Origin of the sequence: Aminobacter sp. NyZ550 (assembly GCF_025628925.2) — a bacterium.
Classification (GTDB): Bacteria; Pseudomonadota; Alphaproteobacteria; order Rhizobiales; family Rhizobiaceae; genus Aminobacter; species Aminobacter ciceronei.
The window spans coordinates 2,659,672-2,682,250 of sequence record NZ_CP114190.1; the positions used below are offsets into that span (position 1 = coordinate 2,659,672).

The 22,579-nt window shown below is 63.8% G+C and carries 24 protein-coding genes; 13 read left to right on the top strand and 11 right to left on the bottom strand.

Annotated elements, in window-relative coordinates; all coding sequences use genetic code 11:
- Nucleotides 1–4 precede the first annotated feature (4 nt).
- The 4 genes from ettA to N7E70_RS13035 all read left to right on the top strand — a co-directional run bounded on the left by ettA (nt 5) and on the right by N7E70_RS13035 (nt 4,580).
- Nucleotides 5–1,654, top strand: a complete 1,650-nt coding sequence (ettA, locus tag N7E70_RS13020) for an energy-dependent translational throttle protein EttA (RefSeq protein WP_067960305.1) — start codon at nt 5–7, stop codon at nt 1,652–1,654.
- Nucleotides 1,655–1,773: 119 nt separating this feature from the next.
- Nucleotides 1,774–2,541: a trans-aconitate 2-methyltransferase gene (gene tam, locus N7E70_RS13025; protein WP_067960308.1), complete on the top strand. Its 768-nt coding sequence runs from the start codon at nt 1,774–1,776 to the stop codon at nt 2,539–2,541.
- A 202-nt stretch (nt 2,542–2,743) separates the two neighbouring features.
- Complete coding sequence (locus N7E70_RS13030; RefSeq protein ID WP_154386711.1) at nt 2,744–3,865, top strand: beta-ketoacyl-ACP synthase III; 1,122 nt, start codon at nt 2,744–2,746, stop codon at nt 3,863–3,865.
- Nucleotides 3,866–3,962: 97 nt separating this feature from the next.
- Complete coding sequence (locus N7E70_RS13035; RefSeq protein ID WP_067960316.1) at nt 3,963–4,580, top strand: MOSC domain-containing protein; 618 nt, start codon at nt 3,963–3,965, stop codon at nt 4,578–4,580.
- 16 nt (nt 4,581–4,596) lie between these two features.
- On the opposite strand, the gene N7E70_RS13040 is transcribed toward N7E70_RS13035, so the two are convergent.
- The 4 genes from N7E70_RS13040 to tsaA all read right to left on the bottom strand — a co-directional run bounded on the left by N7E70_RS13040 (nt 4,597) and on the right by tsaA (nt 7,013).
- Nucleotides 4,597–5,544, bottom strand: a complete 948-nt coding sequence (locus N7E70_RS13040) for an aminotransferase class IV (protein WP_154386699.1) — start codon at nt 5,542–5,544, stop codon at nt 4,597–4,599.
- 160 nt (nt 5,545–5,704) lie between these two features.
- Entirely contained in the window at nt 5,705–6,196 is a 492-nt protein-coding gene (locus tag N7E70_RS13045; RefSeq protein WP_154386698.1) for an Lrp/AsnC family transcriptional regulator, read from the bottom strand.
- Nucleotides 6,193–6,507, bottom strand: coding sequence for a DUF2293 domain-containing protein (locus tag N7E70_RS13050; protein ID WP_067960323.1), 315 nt, complete (start codon nt 6,505–6,507; stop codon nt 6,193–6,195). Before N7E70_RS13050 ends, N7E70_RS13045 begins: the two co-directional genes overlap by 4 nt.
- Nucleotides 6,508–6,509: 2 nt before the next feature.
- On the bottom strand, nt 6,510–7,013 hold the full coding sequence (gene tsaA, locus N7E70_RS13055) for a tRNA (N6-threonylcarbamoyladenosine(37)-N6)-methyltransferase TrmO (RefSeq protein ID WP_154386710.1): 504 nt from the start codon (nt 7,011–7,013) through the stop codon (nt 6,510–6,512).
- A 118-nt stretch (nt 7,014–7,131) separates the two neighbouring features.
- Here tsaA and N7E70_RS13060 point away from each other — a divergent pair, with 118 nt between their 5' ends.
- Together N7E70_RS13060 and metF are read left to right on the top strand one after the other, a co-directional pair.
- Nucleotides 7,132–8,139, top strand: coding sequence for an ArsR/SmtB family transcription factor (locus N7E70_RS13060; protein WP_263006608.1), 1,008 nt, complete (start codon nt 7,132–7,134; stop codon nt 8,137–8,139).
- On the top strand, nt 8,139–9,053 hold the full coding sequence (metF, locus tag N7E70_RS13065; RefSeq protein ID WP_263006609.1) for a methylenetetrahydrofolate reductase [NAD(P)H]: 915 nt from the start codon (nt 8,139–8,141) through the stop codon (nt 9,051–9,053). The genes N7E70_RS13060 and metF overlap by 1 nt, the downstream gene beginning before the upstream one ends.
- Before the next feature lie 470 nt (nt 9,054–9,523).
- Here metF and N7E70_RS13070 read toward each other — a convergent pair whose 3' ends face one another.
- Entirely contained in the window at nt 9,524–10,420 is an 897-nt protein-coding gene (locus N7E70_RS13070; protein WP_263006610.1) for a DMT family transporter, read from the bottom strand.
- Nucleotides 10,421–10,579: 159 nt separating this feature from the next.
- On the opposite strand from N7E70_RS13070, the gene N7E70_RS13075 reads away from it, so the two are divergent.
- Nucleotides 10,580–11,803, top strand: coding sequence for an alanine racemase (locus tag N7E70_RS13075; RefSeq protein ID WP_263006611.1), 1,224 nt, complete (start codon nt 10,580–10,582; stop codon nt 11,801–11,803).
- Nucleotides 11,804–11,916: 113 nt separating this feature from the next.
- Complete coding sequence (locus N7E70_RS13080; RefSeq protein ID WP_263006612.1) at nt 11,917–12,795, top strand: NAD-dependent epimerase/dehydratase family protein; 879 nt, start codon at nt 11,917–11,919, stop codon at nt 12,793–12,795.
- Nucleotides 12,796–12,844: 49 nt separating this feature from the next.
- Here N7E70_RS13080 and N7E70_RS13085 read toward each other — a convergent pair whose 3' ends face one another.
- The gene (locus N7E70_RS13085) at nt 12,845–14,065 is read right to left on the bottom strand and encodes a lytic murein transglycosylase (RefSeq protein ID WP_263006613.1); all 1,221 of its coding nucleotides are present in this window, start codon (nt 14,063–14,065) and stop codon (nt 12,845–12,847) included.
- Nucleotides 14,066–14,232: 167 nt separating this feature from the next.
- Nucleotides 14,233–15,036, bottom strand: coding sequence for a glycoside hydrolase family 25 protein (locus N7E70_RS13090; RefSeq protein ID WP_263006614.1), 804 nt, complete (start codon nt 15,034–15,036; stop codon nt 14,233–14,235).
- A gap of 235 nt (nt 15,037–15,271) precedes the next feature.
- Between N7E70_RS13090 and N7E70_RS13095 the strand changes: the two genes are divergently transcribed.
- The gene (locus tag N7E70_RS13095; protein WP_263006615.1) at nt 15,272–16,660 is read left to right on the top strand and encodes a serine hydrolase domain-containing protein; all 1,389 of its coding nucleotides are present in this window, start codon (nt 15,272–15,274) and stop codon (nt 16,658–16,660) included.
- Here N7E70_RS13095 and N7E70_RS13100 read toward each other — a convergent pair.
- Both N7E70_RS13100 and N7E70_RS13105 read right to left on the bottom strand, forming a co-directional pair.
- A complete protein-coding gene (locus N7E70_RS13100; protein WP_263006616.1) occupies nt 16,653–17,318 on the bottom strand; it encodes a class I SAM-dependent methyltransferase in 666 nt (221 codons plus the stop codon). The genes N7E70_RS13095 and N7E70_RS13100 overlap by 8 nt on opposite strands.
- Nucleotides 17,318–18,562, bottom strand: coding sequence for a DUF3419 family protein (locus N7E70_RS13105; RefSeq protein WP_263006617.1), 1,245 nt, complete (start codon nt 18,560–18,562; stop codon nt 17,318–17,320). The genes N7E70_RS13100 and N7E70_RS13105 overlap by 1 nt, the downstream gene beginning before the upstream one ends.
- Nucleotides 18,563–18,758: 196 nt before the next feature.
- Here N7E70_RS13105 and N7E70_RS13110 point away from each other — a divergent pair, with 196 nt between their 5' ends.
- Complete coding sequence (locus N7E70_RS13110; protein WP_263006618.1) at nt 18,759–19,049, top strand: hypothetical protein; 291 nt, start codon at nt 18,759–18,761, stop codon at nt 19,047–19,049.
- Between the two features lie 57 nt (nt 19,050–19,106).
- Here N7E70_RS13110 and N7E70_RS13115 read toward each other — a convergent pair whose 3' ends face one another.
- Together N7E70_RS13115 and N7E70_RS30845 are read right to left on the bottom strand one after the other, a co-directional pair.
- Nucleotides 19,107–19,772 carry a DMT family transporter gene (locus N7E70_RS13115; RefSeq protein WP_331461929.1) on the bottom strand — a complete coding sequence of 222 codons (666 nt, stop codon included), beginning with the start codon at nt 19,770–19,772 and terminating at the stop codon, nt 19,107–19,109.
- Nucleotides 19,703–20,008 (bottom strand): hypothetical protein, encoded by a 306-nt coding sequence (locus N7E70_RS30845; protein ID WP_331461930.1) that lies wholly within the window; start codon nt 20,006–20,008, stop codon nt 19,703–19,705. Before N7E70_RS30845 ends, N7E70_RS13115 begins: the two co-directional genes overlap by 70 nt.
- Nucleotides 20,009–20,159: 151 nt before the next feature.
- On the opposite strand from N7E70_RS30845, the gene N7E70_RS13120 reads away from it, so the two are divergent.
- From N7E70_RS13120 to N7E70_RS13130, 3 genes are all read left to right on the top strand, one after another.
- Nucleotides 20,160–20,879 (top strand): J domain-containing protein, encoded by a 720-nt coding sequence (locus N7E70_RS13120; protein WP_115731414.1) that lies wholly within the window; start codon nt 20,160–20,162, stop codon nt 20,877–20,879.
- Nucleotides 20,876–21,640, top strand: a complete 765-nt coding sequence (locus N7E70_RS13125; RefSeq protein ID WP_154386691.1) for an N-acetylmuramoyl-L-alanine amidase — start codon at nt 20,876–20,878, stop codon at nt 21,638–21,640. Before N7E70_RS13120 ends, N7E70_RS13125 begins: the two co-directional genes overlap by 4 nt.
- Before the next feature lie 155 nt (nt 21,641–21,795).
- Complete coding sequence (locus N7E70_RS13130) at nt 21,796–22,506, top strand: lytic transglycosylase domain-containing protein (protein WP_083948550.1); 711 nt, start codon at nt 21,796–21,798, stop codon at nt 22,504–22,506.
- Nucleotides 22,507–22,579 lie beyond the last annotated feature (73 nt).

Consider the following 22,579-nt stretch of genomic DNA (forward strand, 5'->3'; position numbering starts at 1 on the left):
GCGCGTGGCACGCCAGTTCATCTATCACATGTCGGGACTGACCAAGTCCTACGGCACCAAGAAGGTGCTGGAAAACCTCAACCTGTCGTTCTACCCGGATGCCAAGATCGGCATCCTCGGCCCCAACGGCGCGGGCAAGTCGACCGTGCTCAAGATCATGGCCGGCCTCGACAAGGAATGGTCGGGCGAAGCCTGGCTGGCTGACGGCGCCACCGTCGGCTACCTGGCGCAGGAGCCGCATCTCGATCCGGCCAAGACCGTGTTCGAGAACGTCATGGACGGTGTCTCCAAGAAGACCGCCATCATCGAGCGCTACAACGAGCTGATGATGAACTACTCCGACGAGACCGCCGACGAGGGCGCCAAGCTGCAGGACGAGATGGATCGTCTCAACCTGTGGGACCTGGAACAGCAGGTCGAGATGGCGATGGACGCCCTGCAGTGCCCGCCCGGCGATTCTGAAGTGACCCAGCTGTCGGGTGGCGAACGCCGCCGCATCGCGCTGTGCCGCTTGCTGCTCGAACAGCCCGACCTTCTGCTGCTCGACGAACCGACCAACCACCTCGACGCCGAGACCACGGCCTGGCTGGAAAAGCACCTGCGCGACTATCCAGGCTCGGTGCTGATCATCACCCATGATCGCTACTTCCTCGACAACGTCACCGGCTGGATCCTCGAACTCGATCGTGGCCGCGGCATCCCTTATGAGGGCAACTACACCAAATATCTCGACGCCAAGGCCAAGCGCCTGATCCAGGAAGGTCGCGAAGACGATTCGCGCCAGAAGGCGATCTGGCGCGAGCGCGAGTGGATCGCATCCTCGCCCAAGGCACGCCAGACCAAGTCGAAGGCGCGTATCAAGGCCTATGAGGAGTTGGTCGAGCAGTCGCAGAATCGCAAGCCGACCGACACGCAGATCGTCATCCCGGCCGGCGAACGCCTCGGCAATGTGGTGATCGAGGTCGATAGCGTGAACAAGGGTTATGGCGACGAGCTTTTGATCGAAAACCTGAACTTCAAGCTGCCGCCCGGCGGCATCGTCGGCGTCATCGGCCCCAACGGCGCGGGCAAGACCACGCTGTTCAGGATGATCACCGGCCAGGAAACGCCCGATAGCGGCACGATCCGCGTCGGCGAGACCGTCAAGCTCGGTTATGTCGACCAGAGCCGCGATGCGCTCGACCCGACCAAGACGGTCTGGGAAGAGATTTCTGGCGGCGCCGAAGTCATCAAGCTCGGCAAGCATGAAGTAAACAGTCGCGCCTATTGCTCGTCGTTCAACTTCCGCGGTGGCGACCAGCAGCAGCGCGTCGGCAACCTGTCGGGTGGTCAGCGCAACCGCGTCCACCTCGCCAAGATGCTGAAGAACGGCGGCAACGTGCTGCTGCTCGACGAACCGACCAACGATCTCGACACCGAGACGCTGGGCGCGCTCGAAGACGCACTGGAAGCATATGCCGGCTGCGCCGTCATCATCTCCCACGATCGTATGTTCCTCGACCGCATGGCCACCCACATGCTGGCCTATGAAGGCGATGCGCATGTCGAGTGGTTCGAAGGCAACTTCGAAGAGTACGAGAAGGACAAGATCCGTCGTCTCGGCGCCGATGCGGCCACCCCGCACCGGATGAGCCACAAGCGCCTGACGCGCTGACAGACCAAGAAAACGCCCCGCCCAAAAAGCGGGGCGTTTTTTGTTTTCTGCCCGCTGCTTTGCGTAGCGAGACGGAAAACGCCCTCGCACTTCCCGGAATTGCTTCTGGAGTCCCCGACATGAAGGACTGGTCCGCCGCGCAATATCTCAAATTCGAGGACGAGCGGACGCGGCCGTCCCGGGACCTTCTGGCGCAAATCCCGCTGGAGCGGCCGAGAAGAGTGGTCGACATCGGCTGTGGGCCGGGCAATTCGACCGAGCTTCTGGTCGAGCGCTGGCCGGATTCGACGGTGTCCGGCTTCGACACGTCGCCCGACATGATCGAGCAGGCCAGGCGTCGGCTGCCCGATGTAGAGTTCCAGCTCGCCAATGCGCGCGACTGGACGCCCGACGAGCCCGTCGACGTGATCTTCGCCAATGCCGTGTTCCAGTGGCTGCCGGACCATCAGGCCGTTCTGGCACGCCTGATGACGCTGCTCGCCCCGGGCGGGTACCTCGCAGTGCAGATGCCCGACAATATCGGCGAGCCGTCGCATATGGCGATGCGCGAGACCGCAGCCGCAGTGCCCTTCGCCGCAAGGATCGCAGGCGCCGCCCGCGCGCAATTGCCATCGGTCGTTTCATATTATGACCTGCTCGTGCCGCTGTCGGCGCGGGTCGACATCTGGCACACCGTCTACAACCACCCGCTGGCGGACGCCGCGGCGATCGTCGAGTGGGTCAAGGGAACGGGGCTCAAGCCCTTCGTCGATCCGCTCGAACCGGCCGAGCGCGAAGCCTATCTCGCCGCCTACACGGCGCGCATCGCCGCTGCCTATCCGCCCGCCGCCGACGGCAAGGTGCTGTTGCGCTTTCCCAGGATCTTCCTGGTGGCACAGCGAGCATAGGGCGGGATATCGGGGCGAGTGTTGCGTTCAGGGCGTATTCGAACGCCTCCATGTGACGTAATCTGCACTTGGCGAGTCTGCTGGAGACGGGGGCAGGATGCGCCGGGGCCTGATGGCTCCATTTTCGTCGCTGGAGCATGGGTTTTTCCGAAGCGGTAACTGCTATCGGGCATGCTGCGGAAATTCAGGCATGGACGGTCTTATGCATCGCGTCATCATCAGTGGCATCGGCGTCGAAATTCCCCAGGCAACGATCAGCAACGACGAACTTGTCGAGAGCTTCAACGCCTGGGCCGACATCGAGAACATCAAGCGCGAAGCCGCAGGGCAGGAGCCGATCAAGAGATCGGACAGCGACTTCATCGTCTATGCCTCCGGCGTGAAGAATCGGCACGTCCACACGCTCGACGGCATTCTCGACCCTGAGCGGATGACGCCGCGCATCGCGCCGCGCGCCGACGACGTCCTTTCGGTCGAGGCCGAGTTCGGTGTTGCCTCGGCACGCGAGGCGCTCGCCCATGCCGGGCTCACCGGCGCCGACATCGACATGGTGATCTGCGCCGCCTCGCACCAGCAGCGACCTTATCCGGCGATCTCGATCGAGATCCAGAAGGAGCTCGGCATCGAGGGTGCTGCCTTCGACATGAGCCTCGGCTGCTCGTCGGCGGCGGCCGCCCTGCACGTCGCTTTCAATCTCGTCCGCTCGGGCGGACAGAAGCGCGTGCTGATTGTGACGCCCGAGATCATCACCGGGCACCTCAATTTCCGTGACCGCCAGACGCATTTCATCTTCGGCGACGCCTCGGTGGCGATGGTCGTCGAGGCAATTGGACCCAAGGAGACCCGGCCGGGGCGCTTCGAGATGCTCGACACGCGCAACTGGACGCAGTTCTCCAACAATATCCGCACCAATTTCGGCTTCCTGCTGCGTGCCGGACAGGAAAACACCTCCGTCGTCGAGATGGAGGGCAACATGATCAAGCAGGTCGGCAACAAGGTGTTCAAGGAGGTGACCCATGCGGCGCATCGCTTCATCACCGCCTTTCTCGCCGACCACGGCATGACACCGTCCGACATCAGGCGCTACTGGCTGCACCAGGCCAATGCGCGGATGAACGCGATGATCCTGAAGCTGGCGCTCGGCCATGATGCCGACCACGACAAGGCGCCGATGGTGCTGGAGCGGCTGGGCAACACGGCGGCGGCCGGTGCGGTCATCGCGCTCAAGGAAAACCACGAGGACATGAAGGCGGGCGACCACGGGTTGATCTGCGCCTTCGGCGCCGGCTACTCGATCGGCGGCGCGCTGGTCCGCATGATGTGAAGGGGCGACCAGGGGATCGATCAGTTCGGATGATCGCCGGGATCAGGCTTTTTGTCTGGATTTCCCGGGTCATGCCGCTAAACCGAGAAGGCTAAAGATGCTCGACCCGACCATGCACCGCGAGGGCGAACCTGAAATCCTGCCGGGCCGCAAATTCGCGGCGCGCGTTGCCGGTGTCTACACCGCGCCGGAAGACCATTTCGTCACCTGGGCGGTGGAAACGCTGCCGCTGACCTTCGAGGGCATCGTCGGCGATGTCCATGCTGGTCACACCAGGCGCTCCGGCGGGCGCGAGCCGTGGTATCCGCGAGGCACCGAGATGCGCAACGAGCGGCAGCTGTCGATCGTCGCACCCGACGAGATGGCAATCGTCGCCGAGCGCATGGGCCTTGCCGAGATCAAACCGGAGTGGATCGGCGCCAATCTCCTGCTCGAGGGCGTGCCGATGCTGTCGATGCTGCCCTCGGGCACCATGCTGTTCTTCAAGGGTGGCGTGACGATCAAGATCGACGGCCAGAACGCGCCGTGCCGCGTTGCCGGTCGCTCGATCGCCGAGCATGCCGGCATGGTCGACCACGACGCCGGCTCGCTGCTGTTCCCGAAAGTGTCGCGCCGGCTGCGCGGGCTTGTCGGCTGGGTCGAGAAGCCCGGTGTGATTGCGGCCGGCGAAGAGGTCTCGGTGCGGGTGCCCGAGCAGTGGATCTACAGGGCGTGAGCACAGCCCCTACCGGTCAGGGATAGGTGACCGGCATCGACCAGTCGGGGTCGTCGTGTTTCGCCCAATAGGCGTCTTTCAGCCTTGTGGTAACAGGGCCAACCTTGCCATTGGCAACGTCAGTCCCGTCGATCTTGGTCACCGGCATGATTCCGCCGGCGGTCGAGGTGATGAACACCTCGTCGGCGCCAAGCAATGCATCGACGCTGACGATAACGGCTTCGGCGACAAGGCCGGCTTCGGCACAGAGGTCGAAGACGCTGCGCCGGGTGATGCCGGGCAGGACGCCGGTTGCCGGCGTCGCCAGGCGCCCGTTCTTCACGGCAAAGACATTGAAGCCCGGGCCCTCGGCGACATTGCCGTTGAAGTCGAGCAGCAGTGCCGTCTCGGCGTTGTTGTCATAGGCATCATAGAGGCCACACACGAGGTCGAGCCAGTGGTAGTTCTTGATTGCGGGGTCGATCGAGGCCGGCGGGATCCGCACGCGCTGGCTGATCGACACATGCAGGCCGCGCTCTAGCTGCTCAGGATTGGCGACAGAGCCGAACGGCACGGCGAAGGCCATGAAACGGTTGGTGGCGTCGCGCGGGTCGCGGCTGAAGTTCGGCGAGGCGCCGCGGGTGCACAGCATCTCGACATAGGCCGAGCGATGCCCTGACAGCGCCACGCAATTGTGCAGGATCTCGGTGACGCCAGCCCGGTCGAAGGGGATCGACATACGCAGCCGCTCCAGCCCGCTGAAAAAGCGCTCGATATGCAGGTCGAGCCGGAAGAAGGCGCCGTTCCAGACATGGACAGTGTCGTAGGTCGCGTCCGAATGCAGGAAGCCCCAGTCGAGTACCGAGATCTTGGCTTCCGACATCGGCAGATATTGGTCGTCGAGGAAGGCGATGCCTTGGGGATAGGCATGCGGATCCACGTGGCGGGGTTCGATCGCCGGCAATTGCTGTGGCTTGACGTCCATTGTCGCTGGTTCTCCGCGTCCAGGATGATTGACCGGACTATGCCGCCTCGCGATACGCCATTTCGGTCAAAATGCCGGGCCAGATGACGCAGGCTGATCAAAATCCCGGCCTTGCTGAAACAAGAGCAATGCAGTCGAGCCGTTTGAAGAGCGAATGCAGTTATACGGCGACGCGCGGTTCGAACTTGACGCGGTCCAGCATGATCATCGAGCGGAACTTGCGTATGTTGGGATTGGAGTAGAGCCACTTGCGGGTGAATGCCTCATAAGCGTCGATGTCTTCGACGTTGACGATCACCACGAAATCGGCGCCGCCCGTCACCATGTAGCATTGGGTCACTTCGGGCGCTGCGCGCATCTGCCGCTTGAACGCGTCGACAAGATCGCGCTGCTCGGCCTCGAGGTCGATGTTGATCACCGCTGTCAGCGATTTGCCGACGGCTACAGGATCGAGGATCGAAACGTCGGCGATGATGACACCGGCATCGCGCAGGCGCTTGACCCGTCGCATGCAGGAGGCTGCCGACGAGGCGACCCGCTCGGCAAGTTCGGCGAAGGACAGCCGGTTGTCCTGTTGCAGAGCGGCCAGGATACGGCGGTCGAGCTCGTCGAGCGGCACAGCACTTCGGCTGTTGGGCTGCGTTCCGGTCATTCCAAATCCTCGTCTGCGTCGAGCAGGCGGGTAGCGCGCCAGCGGGTGAGGGTGGCGTTGACCTGGTCGATGACGAAGAAGCGGGCGGAATCGCGGTCGTAACCCTCCGACAGCAGCTTCTCGTAGTCGGTATGGGCATGGCGGACATGGGCGACGGTCGCCAGCCACACGGCGATCGACGGCGGCAGCGTCTTCAGATGCACAGCGAGCGCGTCGGCGCGGATGGCTTCCGTGTCGGCATAAGGCGCGAGTGGCAGGAGCGCGGTCAGCGATTTGGCCACTGCACGTTGGCGGCCAGTGGAGGCTGGCATGGTCAGGCGTCCTTGCTCGGACGCGTCGCGTCGGGAATGGCGTCGACTGAAGCGAAGTAGGGTTTCAGGTCGATGACCGGTGTGCCATCCAACGCATCGATGGCATCGAGCTCGATCACGCCGTTTTCCATGTCGAGCGAGACGATCGCCGCGACGTGAAGGCCGATAGGGTTCGGTCGGGCAGGCGAGCGCAGGGCAAAAACGCCTTTCGCGTCAGAGGCATGGCGCGGTTTCTGGACAATCAGATTCCGCGGCGCCTGTTCGAACCAGCTAAGCACGACGACATGGCTGAAGCCGGCAAGGCCGGCGAGCCCGGCACGGTAGGGGACGTCGACGGTGACGGTCGCGCCACCGCCACGCTCGCGGGCGGCGTTCATGTTCTTGGGGCAGTGCTCGCGCTGCTTCCAGGGCGAGGCGATGCGGCCGATATAGGCGAGGCGGGCGTCGTCGGCGTCAGCCGCCGGATCGCCGGCGAGCGGGATTTCGCCCTCGCGCTGTTCGAACATCTTCATGCCGCCTCCCACGGTCGCGCCATTTTCTTGCCCGCATGCGACATTGGGCGTTGCAATCATTCGCTGCGTCACATAAAGATATGTTTATGTCTTTTGGCGAGAACCAAAGCCGATGCATGTGACGCTCGACACCATGGTAGATACCTTGAAGGCGGCGGCCGAATCCAGCCGGCTTCGCATCCTGACGCTGCTTTCACGTGGCGACCTGACGGTTTCCGACCTGACCGAGATCCTGGGCCAGTCGCAGCCGCGCGTTTCGCGTCATCTCAAGCTGTTGCTCGAGGCGGGGCTGATCGATCGCTACCAGGAAGGATCCTGGGCGTTCTTCCGGCTTTCCGACGCCGACCAGGCGCGTGGCTTCGTGCAGGGGCTGGTATCAAGCATCGATACGTCAGATAGCCAGGTGGTGCGCGATTTCGAGCGTCTTGATGACGTCAAGCACAAGCGCCAGGAGCGCGCGGCCCGTTACTTCAGCGCCAATGCCGCGAGCTGGGACGAATTGCGCTCGCTGCATGCGCCCGATCGTGCCGTCGAGGCGGCCCTTGTCAAGCTAGTAGGCAAGCGGCCGTTCCAGTCGATGCTCGACCTCGGCACCGGCACGGGGCGCCTGCTGGAAATTTTCGCCCCGCTCTATCGCCGTGGCGTCGGCATCGACCAGTCGCGCGAGATGCTGGCGGTCGCCCGCGCCAATCTCGACAAGGCGGGCATTGCCAACGCGCAGGTACGCCAGGGCGACATCTTCTCGCCGCCGGTCGAGCGCGATGCCTTCGATCTCGTGACGGTCCACCAGGTGCTGCACTATCTCGACGATCCCGCCCGCGCCATCCAGGAGGCGGCGCGTCTGCTGCGCCCTTCGGGCCGGCTGGTGATCGTCGACTTCGCCCCGCACGGGCTCGACTTCCTGCGCTCCGAGCATGCGCATGCGCGGCTCGGCTTTTCCGACCGGCAGATCGAGGACTGGCTGTCCGAGGCCGGGCTTGAGCTCGAGGAGACCCAGGAATTCGAACCGCGCGGCTCGGCCAAAGCCAGCCTGACCGTCAAACTCTGGCTGGCGCGCGACAAGCGCCTGCTGGTTGCCGATCCCAATCCTGAACTGCAAGCCCAAAGGGAAACTGCCTGATGAACCAATTTCCGCTCTCCAGGCGTTCCGACATCGGCAACAAGATTCGCGTCTCCTTCGAGTTCTTCCCGCCCAAGAACGATGACATGGAGGCGCGACTGTGGGAGACCGTGACCCGGCTCGAGCCGCTGCGCCCGCAGTTCGTCTCGGTGACCTATGGCGCCGGCGGCTCGACGCGCGAGCGCACCGCCCGCACGGTCAAGCGCATTCTGACCGAATCCACGCTGACACCCGCTGCGCACATGACCTGCGTCGACGCCACCCGCGAAGAGGTAGACCAGGTGATCGCGGAGTTTGCCGCCATGGGTGTGAAGCGCTTCGTGGCGCTGCGCGGCGACCCCAAGGAGGGTGTGGGTGCTGCCTACCAGCCGCATCCCGGCGGCTATGCCAACGGCGCTGAACTCGTCGGTGCGTTGAAGGCGCAAGGCGATTTCGACATCTCGGTCTCGGCCTATCCGGAAAAGCATCCGGAAAGCCCTGATTTCGTCACCGATTTCGACATGCTGAAGCGCAAGGTCGACAATGGCGCGACGCGCGCGGTGACGCAGTTCTTCTTCGACAACGATCTTTACGAGCGTTATGTCGAGCGTGCCCGCAAGGCCGGCATCTACATTCCGATCGTGCCCGGCGTGCTGCCGATCCACAGCTTCACCCAGGTTGCCAATTTTGCCTCGCGCTGCGGAGCCCATGTGCCAGGCTGGCTGGCCGAGCGCTTCGAAGGCTTGGACAAGGACCCGCAGACCCATGCGCTGGTGGCGTCGGCCGTGGCGGTGGAGCAGGTGCTCGATCTCGTCGAGCGCGGCGTCAATGATTTCCATTTCTACACCATGAACCGGGCCGACCTGGTGGTGGCGGTGTGCCACATGATCGGCATCCGGCCGCAGCCAGTTGTGCAGGGATCGGCAGCCGCCTGACGGCAATCCGACTGGGCGGAATCAAAAAGGCCGGGAGGGTGATCCCGGCCTTTTCGAAGCTTCCACCTTGGAGGTGCTTTGGTCTTCCGCCGTTGAACGGCCTATGGAAGAACTCCGACAATAAGCGCGCCGATGAAGGCAAAGGCAGCGCAAATCATGACTGCATTGATTGACCTAGTCAGTCCCATGCATAGCCTCCTGTTTGCAAGCCACAGGCCGGAATCTAGGGGCATTTCGGTCACACACAAGCGAAAAATGTGCTGCATTGCGACAAGATTGTGGAAAATGCGACGCGTTTCTCACGCTTAGCCGTTGGATTTGCTTGGTAAACACACCGGCAAGGGTTGTGAAGAAATTGTGGCAAATCGATTAGCCACGACAGTGCCCAATCACCTTTTCGGAAGGCGAAAGACGGCGCTGCAGCAATCCCGAGCTGGGCATTGCTCTCCCCAATGGCGACCCGATTTCGCTCACGCGCCCGCCGGCTGGCGCCGCTTGAACAGACGTCCGTCGATGGTGACGAGCCCGAGCGCGATCAGCGCCATGCCGCCCAGTTCGAAGGCCTCGAGCCGCTCGCCGAGGAAGCTTACCGACAAGAGCATGGCGCTCGCCGGCACGATCAGCGTCACCAGTGAGGTGTTGGTGGCGCCGGCCGAAGCCACCAGCTTGAAGAACAGGATGTAGGCGAAGGCGGTGGCGACCAGCGCCAAGACAAACGTTGCCAGCCACGCATTGGTGCTGGCGGCAAACAGGCCAGAGGTGCCGTACAGTATCAGGACCAGCGGGATCATGATGACCGATGAGGCCGTCAGTTGGCCGGTGGCGATGATTGCCGGCGGCACGCCCCGCAGCCGGCGCGCCACCATCAGGGCGAAGGCGTAGGATAACGAAGCGCCGACAAGGGCGAACTTGGCCCAGACAGGGCCGCCGAGCCCGGCAACGATGCCCGGCCCGACCATGATGGCGGTGCCAGCGATGCCCAATCCGATGCCGGCCAACTTGTTCCAGTTCAGCTTCTCGTCGCTGGTGAAGGCGTTGGCGATGACCAGTGTCCAGAACGGCGTCGTGGCATTGAGCACCGAGGCAAGGCCGGCGCCGATCTCGGTCTGGCCGAGGCAGATCAGCGTGAACGGGATGACGTTGTTGAGCACCGCGAGCACGAACAGCGTGCCGAGATGGGGGAAAGCAAGGCGGAAGGAGGGGCCGCGCAGCAGAAGGAACAGCTGGAGTGCCGCCCCGGCGATCAGCACTCTGAACAGGACGAGCTTGAGCGGCGCGATCTCGGCGACCGCGATGTGCACGCAGAAGAACGATCCGCCCCAGATCGCCCCCAGAAGCATCAGCCTGGCCCAGTCGCGTGCACTCATGTCCGCTTCCTTCTTCGCTTCGTCACATTCGACAGCTACGCGCGATTCCTGGGTAGGGCCACCCGATTCCTTTGGCTGACGCAACACTCCTGCCAAGCCCTGTCGGGTTGCATCGCGGACCGCTTGGTTTAGATTTTGGCCGGCAAACGAGGAGCTTCCATGCAGCGATTCGAGAATGCACGCGAGGCAGCCCTCGCTCTTCGCCCCGATGCCCCCGTCTATTGCTTCCGGCCGGAAGTGTTGAAGACCGACGCGCGCGCCTTCATGGAGATGTTTCCCGGCAGGACCGCCTATGCGGTGAAGACCAATGGCGAACTGATCGTGCTCAAGGCGCTGGTCGAGGCCGGCGTGACGATGTTCGACGTGGCCTCGCCAGGCGAGTTCGCTGCGGTGAGGGAGGTCTCCGCCGAGGCCGAGATGATCTACATGCATCCGGTCAAGGCGCAGTCGGACATCCGTCTGGCGCTGGAGACCTATGGCATCAGGGTGATCGCGGTCGACCACGAGGACGAGATCAACAAGCTGAACCGGGTCGTCCGGGCGCTGGACATCGACCCCGGTGCGATCACCGTCTTCGTGCGGGTCCAGACCAAGGGCTCGGCGGCTTATGAGCTGTCGAAGAAGTTCGGGGCAGGCCCAGCCAACGCCGTCGAGCTGTGCGAACGGCTCAACCGCAACGGCTACAAGGTCGGGCTATGCTTCCATGTCGGCAGCCAAATCGAGGACCCCGACACCTATGAGCGGGCGCTCGCCTCGGTCGACTGGGTGCGCAATCGCGTGTCGTTCGACCTCGCCGGGCTCGACGTCGGCGGCGGCTTTCCGGCGGAATATGGCCATGATCCGAACTCGAAGAAGCCGGTCATGCCGTCGATCGGGCAGATCATGTCGCGCTTGCGCGGCGACCTCAAGGAATACAATTTCGATGAAATGCCGCTCGTCGCCGAGCCGGGGCGGGTGATCGTGGCGCGGTGTCTGTCGCTGATCGTGCGGGTGCTTTTGCGCAAGGGCAGGCGGCTCTACATCAATGACGGCATCTGGGCGTCGCTGTCGGACTCCTGGACCGGCAAGATCACGCTGCCGGCGCGCTTCATCCCCGATCCGGCGATCCGCGCCCGCAACGGTGATGCAGGCAATATCGTGCCGTTCAAGGTGTGCGGGGCGACCTGCGATTCCGTCGACATCCTGTCCCGGCCGTTCTGGCTGCCCGAGACCATCGACACCGGCGACTGGATCGAGATCGGCCATATCGGCGCCTACTCGCTGTCGCTCCGGACCCGCTTCAACGGCTTCTACCCCGACACCTTCGTCGAGGTGACGACGCCGTTCGACGAGGGCGACGCGCCGCAGGGCTTTGCCAGCCTGGAGACAATGGCGGCGGAGTGAGGGAAGGGAAGAGCGAACAGGCAAACAATGATCGTGGCTTGAATAGCCTTGGGCGCGTCCCGATCTACGCATCTCACCACTCGTTGCCCACCATTCGCTAAGTGACTATTCCCATGGATGTTTTCCTTCTCGGCGGCACCGGCTTCATCGGTCGCCATATCCTGCAGCGCCTGGTGGAGGGCGGCCACGATGTGATCGGCCTCGCTCGTTCCCAAGCGTCGGCTGAACGCCTCAAGTCTGCAGGTGCCACGCCGCTGCTCGGCGACCTGCGCACTCCGCGCGAATGGGCCGGCAAGCTTCCACCAGTCGATGCCGTGATCCATGCCGCTGCCGACTTCGGCGACGACATGGGCGAGGTCGAGACGGCCTTGCTTGACGCGCTGCTGCCGGTGCTCGGTGCGATGCCGAAGCGGCCGCGCTTCGTCTATACCGGCGGCTGCTGGCTGTTCGGTGCAACTGGGGAGCGGGCCGCGACTGAAGACAGCCCGTTCGATCCGCTGCCGGCCTTCGGCTGGATGATCGAGAACATGAACCGCGTGCTCTTGGCGCCGGAGGTGGAAAGCACCGTGGTTCATCCGGCGATGGTCTATTCCGGCGAGGGCGGGGTGTTCTCGTCCTACATGGATGCTCTGCGCAAGGACGGCACCGTCGACGTCATCGGATCGACAGATGTCGTCTGGCCGCTCGTCCATGCCGAGGACCTTGCCGACCTCTATGTGCGGGTCATGGAGAAAGCGCGGCCTGGCTCCGTCTACAACGGTTCGGCTATTGAAGGCATGAGCGTGGGCGACATCGCCTCAGCCGTGGCGCAGTACCTGGGAATGGGGCAACCGGCAGTCCGCGCTACTGCCGTCGATGAGGCTGCGGAGCGGCTCGGCGAGTGGGCACGCGGCTATGCCATCAGCCAGCGGCTGGGCGGTGACAAGGCGCGAGCCGAGCTTGGCTGGAAACCAAGGCACGGCAGCGTGGCGGAGTTGTTTGGAAGCGAATAGCGAATAGAGAGGTTCCAACGGCAAGGCGTTGGTATCCCTCCCTATTCCCTTACAGATCCGCCAGCAGCTCGTCTGTCGGCCAACCGTCGACGGGCAGCTTGAGGCGCATCTGCTCCTGGCGGATGGCTTCACGGGTGTTGGTGCCCAAAATTCCGTCGATGCCGCCGACGTCGTAGCCTCTGTCGTGAAGCTTCTGCTGTAACGCCTTCATGGCGTCGCCCGTCAGGCCGGCGTCGGGATTGCCGCGGTCGAAGGCCGGCTGGCCGGCGAGGCGGGCGGCGAGGTGGGCTGCCGTCAGCGTGTAGGTCGCCGACTGGTTCCATTCGAGATAGACGTCGTAATTGTCATAGGTCAGGAAGGCTGGACCCTTGCGGCCCATCGGCAGCACGATGCCTGCCTTGAGGCCGGTGTCCTTGAGCGGCGTGCCGTCGCGCATTGTGACACCCATAGCCGCCCATTTCGACAGCGGCTGTTTGTTGGTGCGGCCGGTTTCTTCCCAGGCCATTTCGGCCGGTACCCGAACCTCTTCGATCCACGGCTCGCCGCGCTTCCAGCCGCGCGACTGAATCTTCTTGCCGGTCGTCAGGATGACGTCGGCGGGAGTGTTGCGCAGGTCGACGATGCCGTCGCCGTCACCGTCGACACCGCGCGCCAGATAGTCGGACGGCAGGATCTGAGTCTGGCCGATTTCGCCGGCCCAGGCGCCCTGGACGTCGGCCGGCAGCACGTTGCGGTCGATCAGCGTGATCAGCGGGATGACCTGCGGCCGGAACAGGTCCGGGCGGCGGCAGTCATGCGCCAGCGTCACCAGCGCGTTGAGCGAGTTGAAGTTGCCCTGCACCGCGCCGAAATCGGTCTCCAGCGCCCAGAAGGCGGCGATGACCGGGCCGGGCACGCCGAATTCCTGTTCGGCCATGGTGAAATACTGGCCGTATTTCTGCAGGTTGGCGGCACCATGCTTCAGCCGGTAGTCGCTGATCATGCGCTCGGAGAATTGGGTGAAGGTCTGGGCGAACACGCCCTGGGCGCGGTCGCGCTCGAGCACCTTGGGGTCGAGGGTGGCATTCGCCAGAGCCGAAAGGCCCTTTTCACCAACGCCTGCGGCCCGGGCTTCGTTGGCAATGTTCTGTTTCCAGGTGGCGAAGTCGTCGCCGCATTCCAGCGTCGCTGCCGGCGCGGCAGGGGTGACGGCAGCGGTATTCTGCGCGTTTGCCGGCATAACGGCGGTGGCAATAAGGGCGGCGACCATCGCCTTGCTCAGCAACTTCATGGGCAGCTCTCCTGCTTGACCGGCCGGGCCTTCGCGGAACGGCGAAAGCAGGCAGACGGCCAGCTCAATGTCTTGCCGCGCCTTCTACAGAACCCGGGCGAGGGCCGCACCCCCTCTTCTTGTCGCATCTGCCATGCGAAATGCGCAGCCCGGAGGTGCAGTCCGGACTATCTGGTGTTGGCGGCGAGCCACTTCCTCCAGTGGGCTTCGCTGCCGTTGAAGACGTTGATGTCGGCGTCGCCCCTGATCCCAGGCACGACACCGGTACCGGTGTACTGCCAGAAGGTGAAGGGGTGACTGCCATAACGCGACGTCGGGTGGCCTGCGACCGAGCGCAGCCAGTATGGATAACCGCGGAACGTCGACAGGTTATTGTCGTCGAAGAAATCGATCGAGGTGTAGATGATCGGCTTTTTGCCGTAGTGGTTCTCGACCATTTCGAGGAAGATCTTCATCTCGCTGCGCACGGTGGCGGCAGGCGGACGCAGCTTGCAGCTCGGCGACTGCGGGTTCCATTCCATGTCGAGGATCGGCGGCAGCGACGAGTGCTCATTCGGTACGTTCTGGATGAACCAGCGCGCCTGCTCGGCGGCAGGCCTGCAGAAATAATAGAAATGGTAGGCGCCGCGCGGCACGCCGGCGGACTTGGTTTCGCGCCAGTGCTCGGCGAAATAGTCGTCGACGCGGTCGCCGCCCTCGGTGGCCTTGATGAAGGCAAACGAAATGCCGCTGCCCTTGGCCTGGTGCCAGTCGATCGAGGTCTGGTACTTGGAGACATCGGTGCCATGGATGGCGTAGGTCCACGGGGCGCCGCTTTCCCACTGGTGCGGATCGCTGTCGCTGAAGCGTGGGTTCTTGACCGAAACGGAGGCCATGTTGCCGGCATTGCCGACGGGGCCAAGCGACAGGGTGTCGGAGGTCGAGCAAGCGCCGAGGAAGGCGAGCAGCACAAGAGCCGAAGCGCGGCGCATTACTTCTCCTTGCGGCCGGCAGGAACCGGCCAGAGCATATCGTTCATGGGGCAGGCCCTGCGGCCCGGATACTATTCCGATGGATCAGCGGTTTCCCCGAGACACCGCACATCCCCCTCTGTGATCGCCGATCATGGTTGATAAACCGTTGATCGCGCTCGACAGCCTCAAAGATTTGGCGGAGGAATGACGGCAATTCCATGGCGGACGCATGACGTAGGGGGCGGGGAAAGCTATGCGCATCATCGGCAAGATCCTGAAATGGCTGGTCGCCCTCATTGTCCTTGTGGTCGCCGGCTTGTCGGCCTGGTTGTACTTTGCGCCCCCGGCGCTGATCCGTGTCGGCTCCGGCTATGCCGCCAAGATCGTCTGTTCCAATGTCTTCCTCGCCGGCCGCGACGCCAATCAGGTGCTGGCCGACGATGTCCAGGCACCGGGTCATCCATTGCTCCGGCTGATGTCGGTGAGCGTCGACCAGAGCGCCGGCACGGTGCGCGCGGGCCTGTTCGGCGTCTTCGGCAGAGGACTTGCCGTTGCCCATGACGGCGCTGGTTGCAGCAACGTGCCGGACGGTGACATTGCCGCCGCTGCGCTGGGTTCCGTACCGGTCGCACCCGCGGCCGATGCCGAGGCGCTGTGGCCTGAGGGCGAGAAGGTCGATGCCTCGCAGAACCCGGCGATCACGGCCGTACTTGACGATGCGGCACTGGCCGGCCCCGGCATGCGCGCCATCGTCGTCGTGCAGAACGGCCGGATCGTCGGCGAACGTTATGGCGAGGGTTTTGCTTCTTCGACCCCGCTGCTCGGCTGGTCGATGACCAAGACTGTGACGGCCGCGATCATCGGCACGCTCGTCGCCGACGGCAAGATGTCGGTCGACAAGACGGAGCTGTTCGAGCCGTGGAAGGCCGATGGCCGCGCCGAAATCAGCCTGGCCGACCTCATGGCGATGTCGAGCGGGCTGGAGTTCAACGAGGATTACGGCGACGTCACCGACGTCACGCGCATGCTCTATCTCGAGCCAGACATGGCAAGCTTCGCCGCGGCCAAGCCTCTGGCCGCCGAAGTCGGCAAGAAATTCTCCTATTCCAGCGGCACGACCTTGCTTTTGTCGCGCCTCTGGCAGGACGCCGTCGGCGATCCGGCCAAGGCCCTGTCCTGGCCACGCGAAAAACTGTTCGGTCCGCTCGGCATGACCAGTGCGGTGCTGGAGGCCGATGCGCGCGGCACCTTCGCCGGATCGTCCTATCTCTACGCCTCGGCGCATGATTGGGCGCGCTTCGGCCAGTTCCTGCTGCAGGATGGTGTCTGGAACGGCGCGCGCATCCTGCCCGAAGGCTATGTCGCCTGGATGCGCGAGAAGGCTCCTGCAGCCCCGATAGGTGAGTATGGCCGCGGCCAGTTGTGGCTGCAGGGGCCGGAAGGCGGCACGCCGGAAGGCGAGGATCCCGATGTCGGCTTCGATCTTCCCGACGACACCTTCTGGATGCAGGGCCATGACGGCCAGACTGTGGCGATGGTGCCTTCGGCCAATCTGGTGGTCGTCCGGCTCGGCCTGACGCCGTCCAAGCTGCGCTACAAGCCGCAGGCGATGCTGTCGGCTTTGGTGGCAGCACTCAGATAGGCTTGGCGCCGCCGACGACGATGAGCCAGGCATAACCGCGGTAGAGCGAGGTGAAGCGGCAGCTCTTTCCGGCGGCGCGGGCCTGCGCAGCTATGTCGGAGGCGAGCGTCTCGCGCGGGGCGACATGAAACTTGGCCAGCCAGCGACGCAGCAGCTTGCGGAACCAGCCGGGCAACCCTTCTTGCTGGCCGAAGTCGACGACATGGACGGAACCCGTGGAAGCGGCGAGGGCCGCCGACACCGAGCGCTCCCAGCCGGGGATCATCGACAGTGAATAGGAAACGAAGATGCGGTCGAAGCCGGCTCGACCGAACAGGGATGCGGCGTCGAACGAGGTCGCGTCGCCCTGCGCCAGCGAAATGCGATCCGACAGGCCGGCACGGGCGATCGATGCTCTGGCGGTGACCAGCATCTCGGCTGAAATGTCGAGGCCGTAGAAGTGGGCATCGGGAAACCGCCTCGCGGCAAGGATCAGGTTGCGTCCGGTGCCGCAACCGAGTTCGAGCACGGTGCCGCCCTTGGGCGGAGCGAGCTCCGAAATCATGCGGTCGCGGCCGAGCAGGTAGTATTTGCGCGTCAGGTCGTAGATGTGGCGTTGATGCCGGTAGACGCTGTCCATCAGCCCGGAATGGCCGGCCGAAAGCTCGGGCGTGCTCATCAGGATTTCTTCACATAAAGGTGGAAGCCGCCATAGATCGCCGAGCGGTCGCGGGCGGTGTAATCGCGCGAGGCCCGTTCCTCGTAGGTCCACTGGTCGAGCAATGCCGGCGACAGGCGGCCTGGCAGCAGGCTGGGTTCCGCCGCGGTGCGGAAGATGACGCGGGCGCCCGGCGCGGCCGTGCGCGTAATTTCGGTCCACAGCGCGTTGAGTTGCTCGTCGCTCATCCAGTCCTGGGCGTCGAGCAGGATGTAGCGGTCGACGGAACCGGCATCCTTGTCGGCCAGAAGTTCGGTGAAGTTGGCATGGTGGACGGTGACACGATCGACGCTCGCGCGGATCGTGGCGTAATTGTCCTGCTCGAGATAGGCGGGCAGGGCGGCTTCGCCGGGCTTGGGGTAGCGGCGAGCGAAGGCCTGCCAGGCGAAATAGTTGCTTTCGAGCGGGAAGTCGCAGGCGAGCTTTTCCAACCGCGCCTTGAGCACGCCGGCCATCGAGCCGTCGCCCGAAGTCAGAAGCGAGTCGTATTGCGCCGGCGGGATGCCGAGACCGAACAGCGAGGATTTGCGCGACGTGATGAAGCGCAGCATGCGGCGCTCGAACACCGGCGCGATCTTTTCGTCGAAGAAGCGGCGCTGCTCCTGCTGGCTGCCGGTGGCCATGATGGCGGCCGGGTCGACGCCGTAGAGTTTGGCGACGCGGTGACCGGCAGCGATGAACAGGCCAAGCAGGCCGGTCTTGTAGAAATTGCCGTTGAAGGTGGCGATGCGGCGCTTGCCGCGCCAGCTGCGGCGCTCCCAGTAGGCGCGGCTCGAAGCATCGAGATGCGGCGCGATGAAGCGGTCATAGGCATGCGAGTTGTGCTCGACATCGGTTTCGCCGAAGAAGCGGAACAGGTCGCCCTGCGTTGGCAGGTGGCGTACCGCGGCCAGCTTCATTCGGTTCAGCGCAATGTGGGCACCGTTGAGATCGACGGCGTCGATCCTGGCCGGCGAGCGAGTAAGATAGGCGAGAATGTTACAGCCGCCCGAGGCGATGGTGACGATCCTGTGGCCCTCGCCAAGCTGCATGGCCTCCATGTCGACGTCGGGATCTTCCCAGATCTGCGGATAGACGAGGCCCGAAAACAGCAGCGCAAACAGCCGCTCGGACAGGCCTTCCTTCGAAAGTACGCGGTTCTGGTAAACCGCCTTTCCAACTTTCTTGCCGCGACGAAAGACAAGTTCTCCGGAAACGTCGGTCATGGAAATGCGATTCCCCGCTTCGTTGTTGGGCGCAGCGGGTAGCCTACCGGCGTGACAATGCGGTGACGGTGCGATGACGGCGGCACGACAGGCGCTTATGTGTCAGGGCGCAACCGAACGTTACGAAACCGTGCGGGACCTCGCGCATTTCATCTCCGACGCCCGTTCAACGGGCCGTTCTCGAAAGGAGATTGTTATGAAGAAGTTCATTCTCGCGTCGGTTTCCGCCATTGCGCTGTTCGGCGTCGCCGCCTGTAGTGACAGCGGCACCGACAGCACGACCACTGAAAGCGTGAAACCGCCTGTGACCGAACAGCCGGCTCCTGTGAACCCGGCACCGGCCACGCCCGAGGCCTCGCCGCCGGCGACCGACAACACCACGACCAAGAGCATTACACCGGCACCGGAGAGCGGCACGAGCGGCGAGATGCAGAACACCGATCCGTTGCAGCCCAAGCCCGTCGAGCCGGCTGCACCCGCGCAGTAAAGTTGCCGGAGGAGGCAAGCCCGGAGCATCGCTCCGGGCTTTTCTTTTGTGTCGAGGTTAGCGCGTCACCCGGGCCCGGCGGCCAAGCGCCACGATCGCGATGACGGCGAGCGCGAAGATGAGAGTTCTTGCGCCGACATGTTCGCCAAGCAGGAACGCGGAGATGGCGAGGGTGACGAAGGTCTGCAGCAGCTGGACCTGGCTGACGCGGGCGATGCCGCCCATGCCGAGACCGACATTCCAGGCGAAGAAGCCGAGGAACATCGAGCCGAAGCAAAGATAGAAGAAGGCAGATGTCTGCGCCGAGGAGGCGGAGGCGAACTCCGGATGCCAGCTCAGCAGGGCTCCTGTTATGGAGATCGGCGCGGTCAGGATCAGCGACCAGCAGATGACCTCCCAGCCCGGCATGCGGCGGGACAGCTTGCCAGACACGACGTAGCCGAGGCTCGCCGAGAGGGCCGCGAGGAACAGGAACAGGTCGCCTGACGACAGCTGCGTGCCGCTGTCGCTGATGGCGAAGGTGACGACGAGAGCGGCGCCTGCGACGCCGCAGGCCCAGAAAAGCGAGGATGGCCGCTCGCCGCCGATGAGGGTGGCAAAGATGCTGGTGGTCAGCGGCAATACGCCGAGAACCACACCGCCATGGGACGCCGCTACCGCCTGCATGGCGATGGAGGAGAAGATCGGGAAGCCGAAGACCAGAAGCAGGCCGGCGAGAAACAATGCCGGCGCATCGTCCTCGGGAACCGCTTGCGCAGGACGAGCAGCAGCGCGGCCGCTGCAAGCGAGGCCATTGCCGCGCGGCTGTTGGTGACGAACCGGGGCGAAAGGGTTGCGAGAGCCACGCGCGTCGCCGGCAGGGTGCCGCCGAAGATGACGACGCCGAGCGTGCCCAAGGCAAGGCCAATCGTCTCACGGGAGACCGTGCGTGCCGGCTGGGTGGTGTTGCGTGCATCCATGACGCAGATCGATAGCGGCGGCTGGCTTTTGCGTCGTGAAAATTCCATTGGGCAAGAATTTTGGTCCAGATGCCGGACTGTTGCCGACAAAGTTATGCGCGCGGCACCAAGGCATCTCGCATTTGCGAATGTTTCATCCTAAGAAGCGGCCATGTCGATTTGGGACCGTCTCGGCGACTTCATCGCGCGTATCTCTGCGTCGGCGGCAAATGGCGTCGCGGACGTCGTCGAGGCCGTGCGCACCGTCTTTTCCGGAGACGCGGAAACCCGCCGCCGCGTGGCGTTTTCAGTGGCGATGATCGCGCTGTCGGCGAAGATGGCCAAGGCCGATGGGGTTGTTTCTCAGGCCGAGGTGCGCGCCTTCTACGAAATATTTGCGGTCCCGCCCGAGCATGCGCGCGACGTCGCGCGACTCTACGACATTGCCCAGCAGGACGTCGCCGGCTTCGAGTTTTACGCCGAACGCATGGCCAAGCTGTGCGGTTCCGGCCATTCCAATTGCGGAATGCTGGAGGACATTCTCGACGGCCTGTTCCACATCGCCAAGGCCGACGGCATGATGCACCAGTGCGAGGGCAGCTTCCTCCATCGGGTCTCCGAGATCTTCCGCATCGACGAGGTGCACTACCAGACCATCGTGGCGCGCCATCTCGATCTCGGCGACACCGATCCCTATCGTGTGCTCGGCATCGAGCGCGGCAAGCCGTTCGAAGATGTGCGCAAACACTACCGCAAGCTTGTCGCCAGCAATCATCCCGATAAGCTGATCGCGCGCGGCCTGCCGGAAGAGTTCATCAGGATCGCCACCACCCGCATCGCCGCGATCAATGCGGCCTACGAGATGATCGAAAGGGGACTCCGGCACGCATGAGCGGTTTTCAACCCGACCAACCGCATGCCGAGGTACGGCTTTCGCCCAATTTCGGGCAGCGGCGCGACGGGATGAAGCCCGACATGATCGTGCTGCACTACACCGGTATGGAAACCGGCGATGGTGCGGAGTCCTGGCTGTGCAATCCCGAAAGCGAAGTGTCGTCGCACTATCTGGTGCATGAGGACGGACGCATCGTTCAGATGGTGCGCGAAGGCGACCGCGCCTGGCATGCCGGCAAGAGCTCCTGGCGCGGCGAAACCGACATCAACTCCTGCTCGGTCGGCATCGAGATCGTCAATCCGGGCCATGCGCTCGGCTACCGCGCGTTTCCCAGGCGTCAGATGCGGGCGGTGATCGAGCTCTGCCTCGGCATCGCCGAGCGCCACAATGTGGCGCCGGAGCGCGTCCTGGCGCATTCCGACGTCGCCCTGGGACGCAAGGTCGACCCCGGCGAGAAGTTTTCGTGGCGGATGCTGGCCCAGTCCGGCATAGGTCATTGGGTCGCACCTTCGCCGCGCAAAGGGCGCGCGCTGCTGCAACCGGGCGACGGCGGGGCGGCTGTCGAGGAGCTGCAATCGATGCTCGCGCTCTATGGTTACGGCGTCGAGATCACCGGCCGCCTCGACGCGCAAACGGTTGTAACTGTTCAGGCTTTTCAACGTCACTTCCGCACCAGCTGCGTCGACGGCGTGGTCGATTCATCGACCGTGTCGACGCTGCGGCGGCTACTTGCGGCGCTTCCCGGCGGGCTTGACTAGCCCTGGGTTGGTGATTCGCCAGATTACAACCTGTCACGCATTGTGACTTGTCCGGTCATTTTTCCCGCCAGTTCCCCCGTCACATGCATTTCCGTGCAAGGCGCCGGCTAAATCTGCCATGCCCCGTAAGAGGGCCCTCCGGCGTTTAGGAAGGGATGCTGCGCGACGGCTTTCGGCTGTCGTTCGGCCTGTTCGAGAACAAGGATAATATGAAGAATTTGACCGTTTTAGCGGTGGCATGTGCCGCCGGCCTGACCTCTTTTGCCGCTCACGCCCAGGACGGCGCAGTCAGGGCCTCGAAGGCGATCATCGAAACCAGCAAGAAAGCCAGTGCAGCCAAGGCAAACAAGATCGGCGACGATTGCCCATATCTGTTCGGCTGCAGCGCCAAAAAGGAAACCGCCGTCGACAATTTCACGACCGCCTCGATCGGCGCCAAGGGCGCGAAGTCGCTGAAGGAGCAGGCTGGCAAGTCGGCCAAGGCCGCCAAGGCGAACGCACCTTACGGTGAGATCGTCGCGCGCTACGCTTCGTCCTACGGCGTTCCGGTTTCGCTCGCCCATGCCGTGATCAGCGTCGAAAGCAACTACCGCCCCAACGTCCGCGGCAGCGCCGGCGAAATCGGACTGATGCAGATCAAGCCGTCGACTGCCCGCATGATGGGTTACAGCGGTTCGGCCAAGGGCCTGTTCAACCCCGAGACCAATATCAAGTTCGGCATGAAGTACCTTGCCAAGGCTCACGAGCTTTCCGGCGGCACGACTTGCGGCACAATCCTGAAGTACAATGCCGGCCACGGTGCCAAGCGCATGAACCCGGTTTCCGCCGCCTACTGCAAGAAAGTCCAGGCCCGCATCGGCGGATAACCGCTCGGGGATCCCGCCGCATCGGCTCGAAAATCGTTTGCGATTTTCGGAAAGCACGATGCGCAGATGTAGC

What these genes read in the sequence shown, in the direction of transcription:
- N7E70_RS13120 (WP_115731414.1), top strand. Translation starts at nt 20,160, where the DNA reads ATGTCGATTTGGGACCGTCTCGGCGACTTCATCGCGCGTATCTCTGCG.
- tam (WP_067960308.1), top strand. Translation starts at nt 1,774, where the DNA reads ATGAAGGACTGGTCCGCCGCGCAATATCTCAAATTCGAGGACGAGCGG.
- N7E70_RS13050 (WP_067960323.1), bottom strand. Translation starts at nt 6,507, where the DNA reads ATGCCAGCCTCCACTGGCCGCCAACGTGCAGTGGCCAAATCGCTGACC.
- N7E70_RS13085 (WP_263006613.1), bottom strand. Translation starts at nt 14,065, where the DNA reads ATGAAGTTGCTGAGCAAGGCGATGGTCGCCGCCCTTATTGCCACCGCC.
- N7E70_RS13100 (WP_263006616.1), bottom strand. Translation starts at nt 17,318, where the DNA reads ATGAGCACGCCCGAGCTTTCGGCCGGCCATTCCGGGCTGATGGACAGC.
- tsaA (WP_154386710.1), bottom strand. Translation starts at nt 7,013, where the DNA reads ATGTTCGAACAGCGCGAGGGCGAAATCCCGCTCGCCGGCGATCCGGCG.
- N7E70_RS30845 (WP_331461930.1), bottom strand. Translation starts at nt 20,008, where the DNA reads ATGGATGCACGCAACACCACCCAGCCGGCACGCACGGTCTCCCGTGAG.
- N7E70_RS13080 (WP_263006612.1), top strand. Translation starts at nt 11,917, where the DNA reads ATGGATGTTTTCCTTCTCGGCGGCACCGGCTTCATCGGTCGCCATATC.
- N7E70_RS13110 (WP_263006618.1), top strand. Translation starts at nt 18,759, where the DNA reads ATGAAGAAGTTCATTCTCGCGTCGGTTTCCGCCATTGCGCTGTTCGGC.
- N7E70_RS13060 (WP_263006608.1), top strand. Translation starts at nt 7,132, where the DNA reads ATGCATGTGACGCTCGACACCATGGTAGATACCTTGAAGGCGGCGGCC.
- N7E70_RS13125 (WP_154386691.1), top strand. Translation starts at nt 20,876, where the DNA reads ATGAGCGGTTTTCAACCCGACCAACCGCATGCCGAGGTACGGCTTTCG.
- N7E70_RS13105 (WP_263006617.1), bottom strand. Translation starts at nt 18,562, where the DNA reads ATGACCGACGTTTCCGGAGAACTTGTCTTTCGTCGCGGCAAGAAAGTT.
- N7E70_RS13040 (WP_154386699.1), bottom strand. Translation starts at nt 5,544, where the DNA reads ATGGACGTCAAGCCACAGCAATTGCCGGCGATCGAACCCCGCCACGTG.
- N7E70_RS13030 (WP_154386711.1), top strand. Translation starts at nt 2,744, where the DNA reads ATGCATCGCGTCATCATCAGTGGCATCGGCGTCGAAATTCCCCAGGCA.
- N7E70_RS13045 (WP_154386698.1), bottom strand. Translation starts at nt 6,196, where the DNA reads ATGACCGGAACGCAGCCCAACAGCCGAAGTGCTGTGCCGCTCGACGAG.
- N7E70_RS13090 (WP_263006614.1), bottom strand. Translation starts at nt 15,036, where the DNA reads ATGCGCCGCGCTTCGGCTCTTGTGCTGCTCGCCTTCCTCGGCGCTTGC.
- N7E70_RS13070 (WP_263006610.1), bottom strand. Translation starts at nt 10,420, where the DNA reads ATGAGTGCACGCGACTGGGCCAGGCTGATGCTTCTGGGGGCGATCTGG.
- N7E70_RS13035 (WP_067960316.1), top strand. Translation starts at nt 3,963, where the DNA reads ATGCTCGACCCGACCATGCACCGCGAGGGCGAACCTGAAATCCTGCCG.
- metF (WP_263006609.1), top strand. Translation starts at nt 8,139, where the DNA reads ATGAACCAATTTCCGCTCTCCAGGCGTTCCGACATCGGCAACAAGATT.
- N7E70_RS13095 (WP_263006615.1), top strand. Translation starts at nt 15,272, where the DNA reads ATGCGCATCATCGGCAAGATCCTGAAATGGCTGGTCGCCCTCATTGTC.
- N7E70_RS13130 (WP_083948550.1), top strand. Translation starts at nt 21,796, where the DNA reads ATGCTGCGCGACGGCTTTCGGCTGTCGTTCGGCCTGTTCGAGAACAAG.
- N7E70_RS13075 (WP_263006611.1), top strand. Translation starts at nt 10,580, where the DNA reads ATGCAGCGATTCGAGAATGCACGCGAGGCAGCCCTCGCTCTTCGCCCC.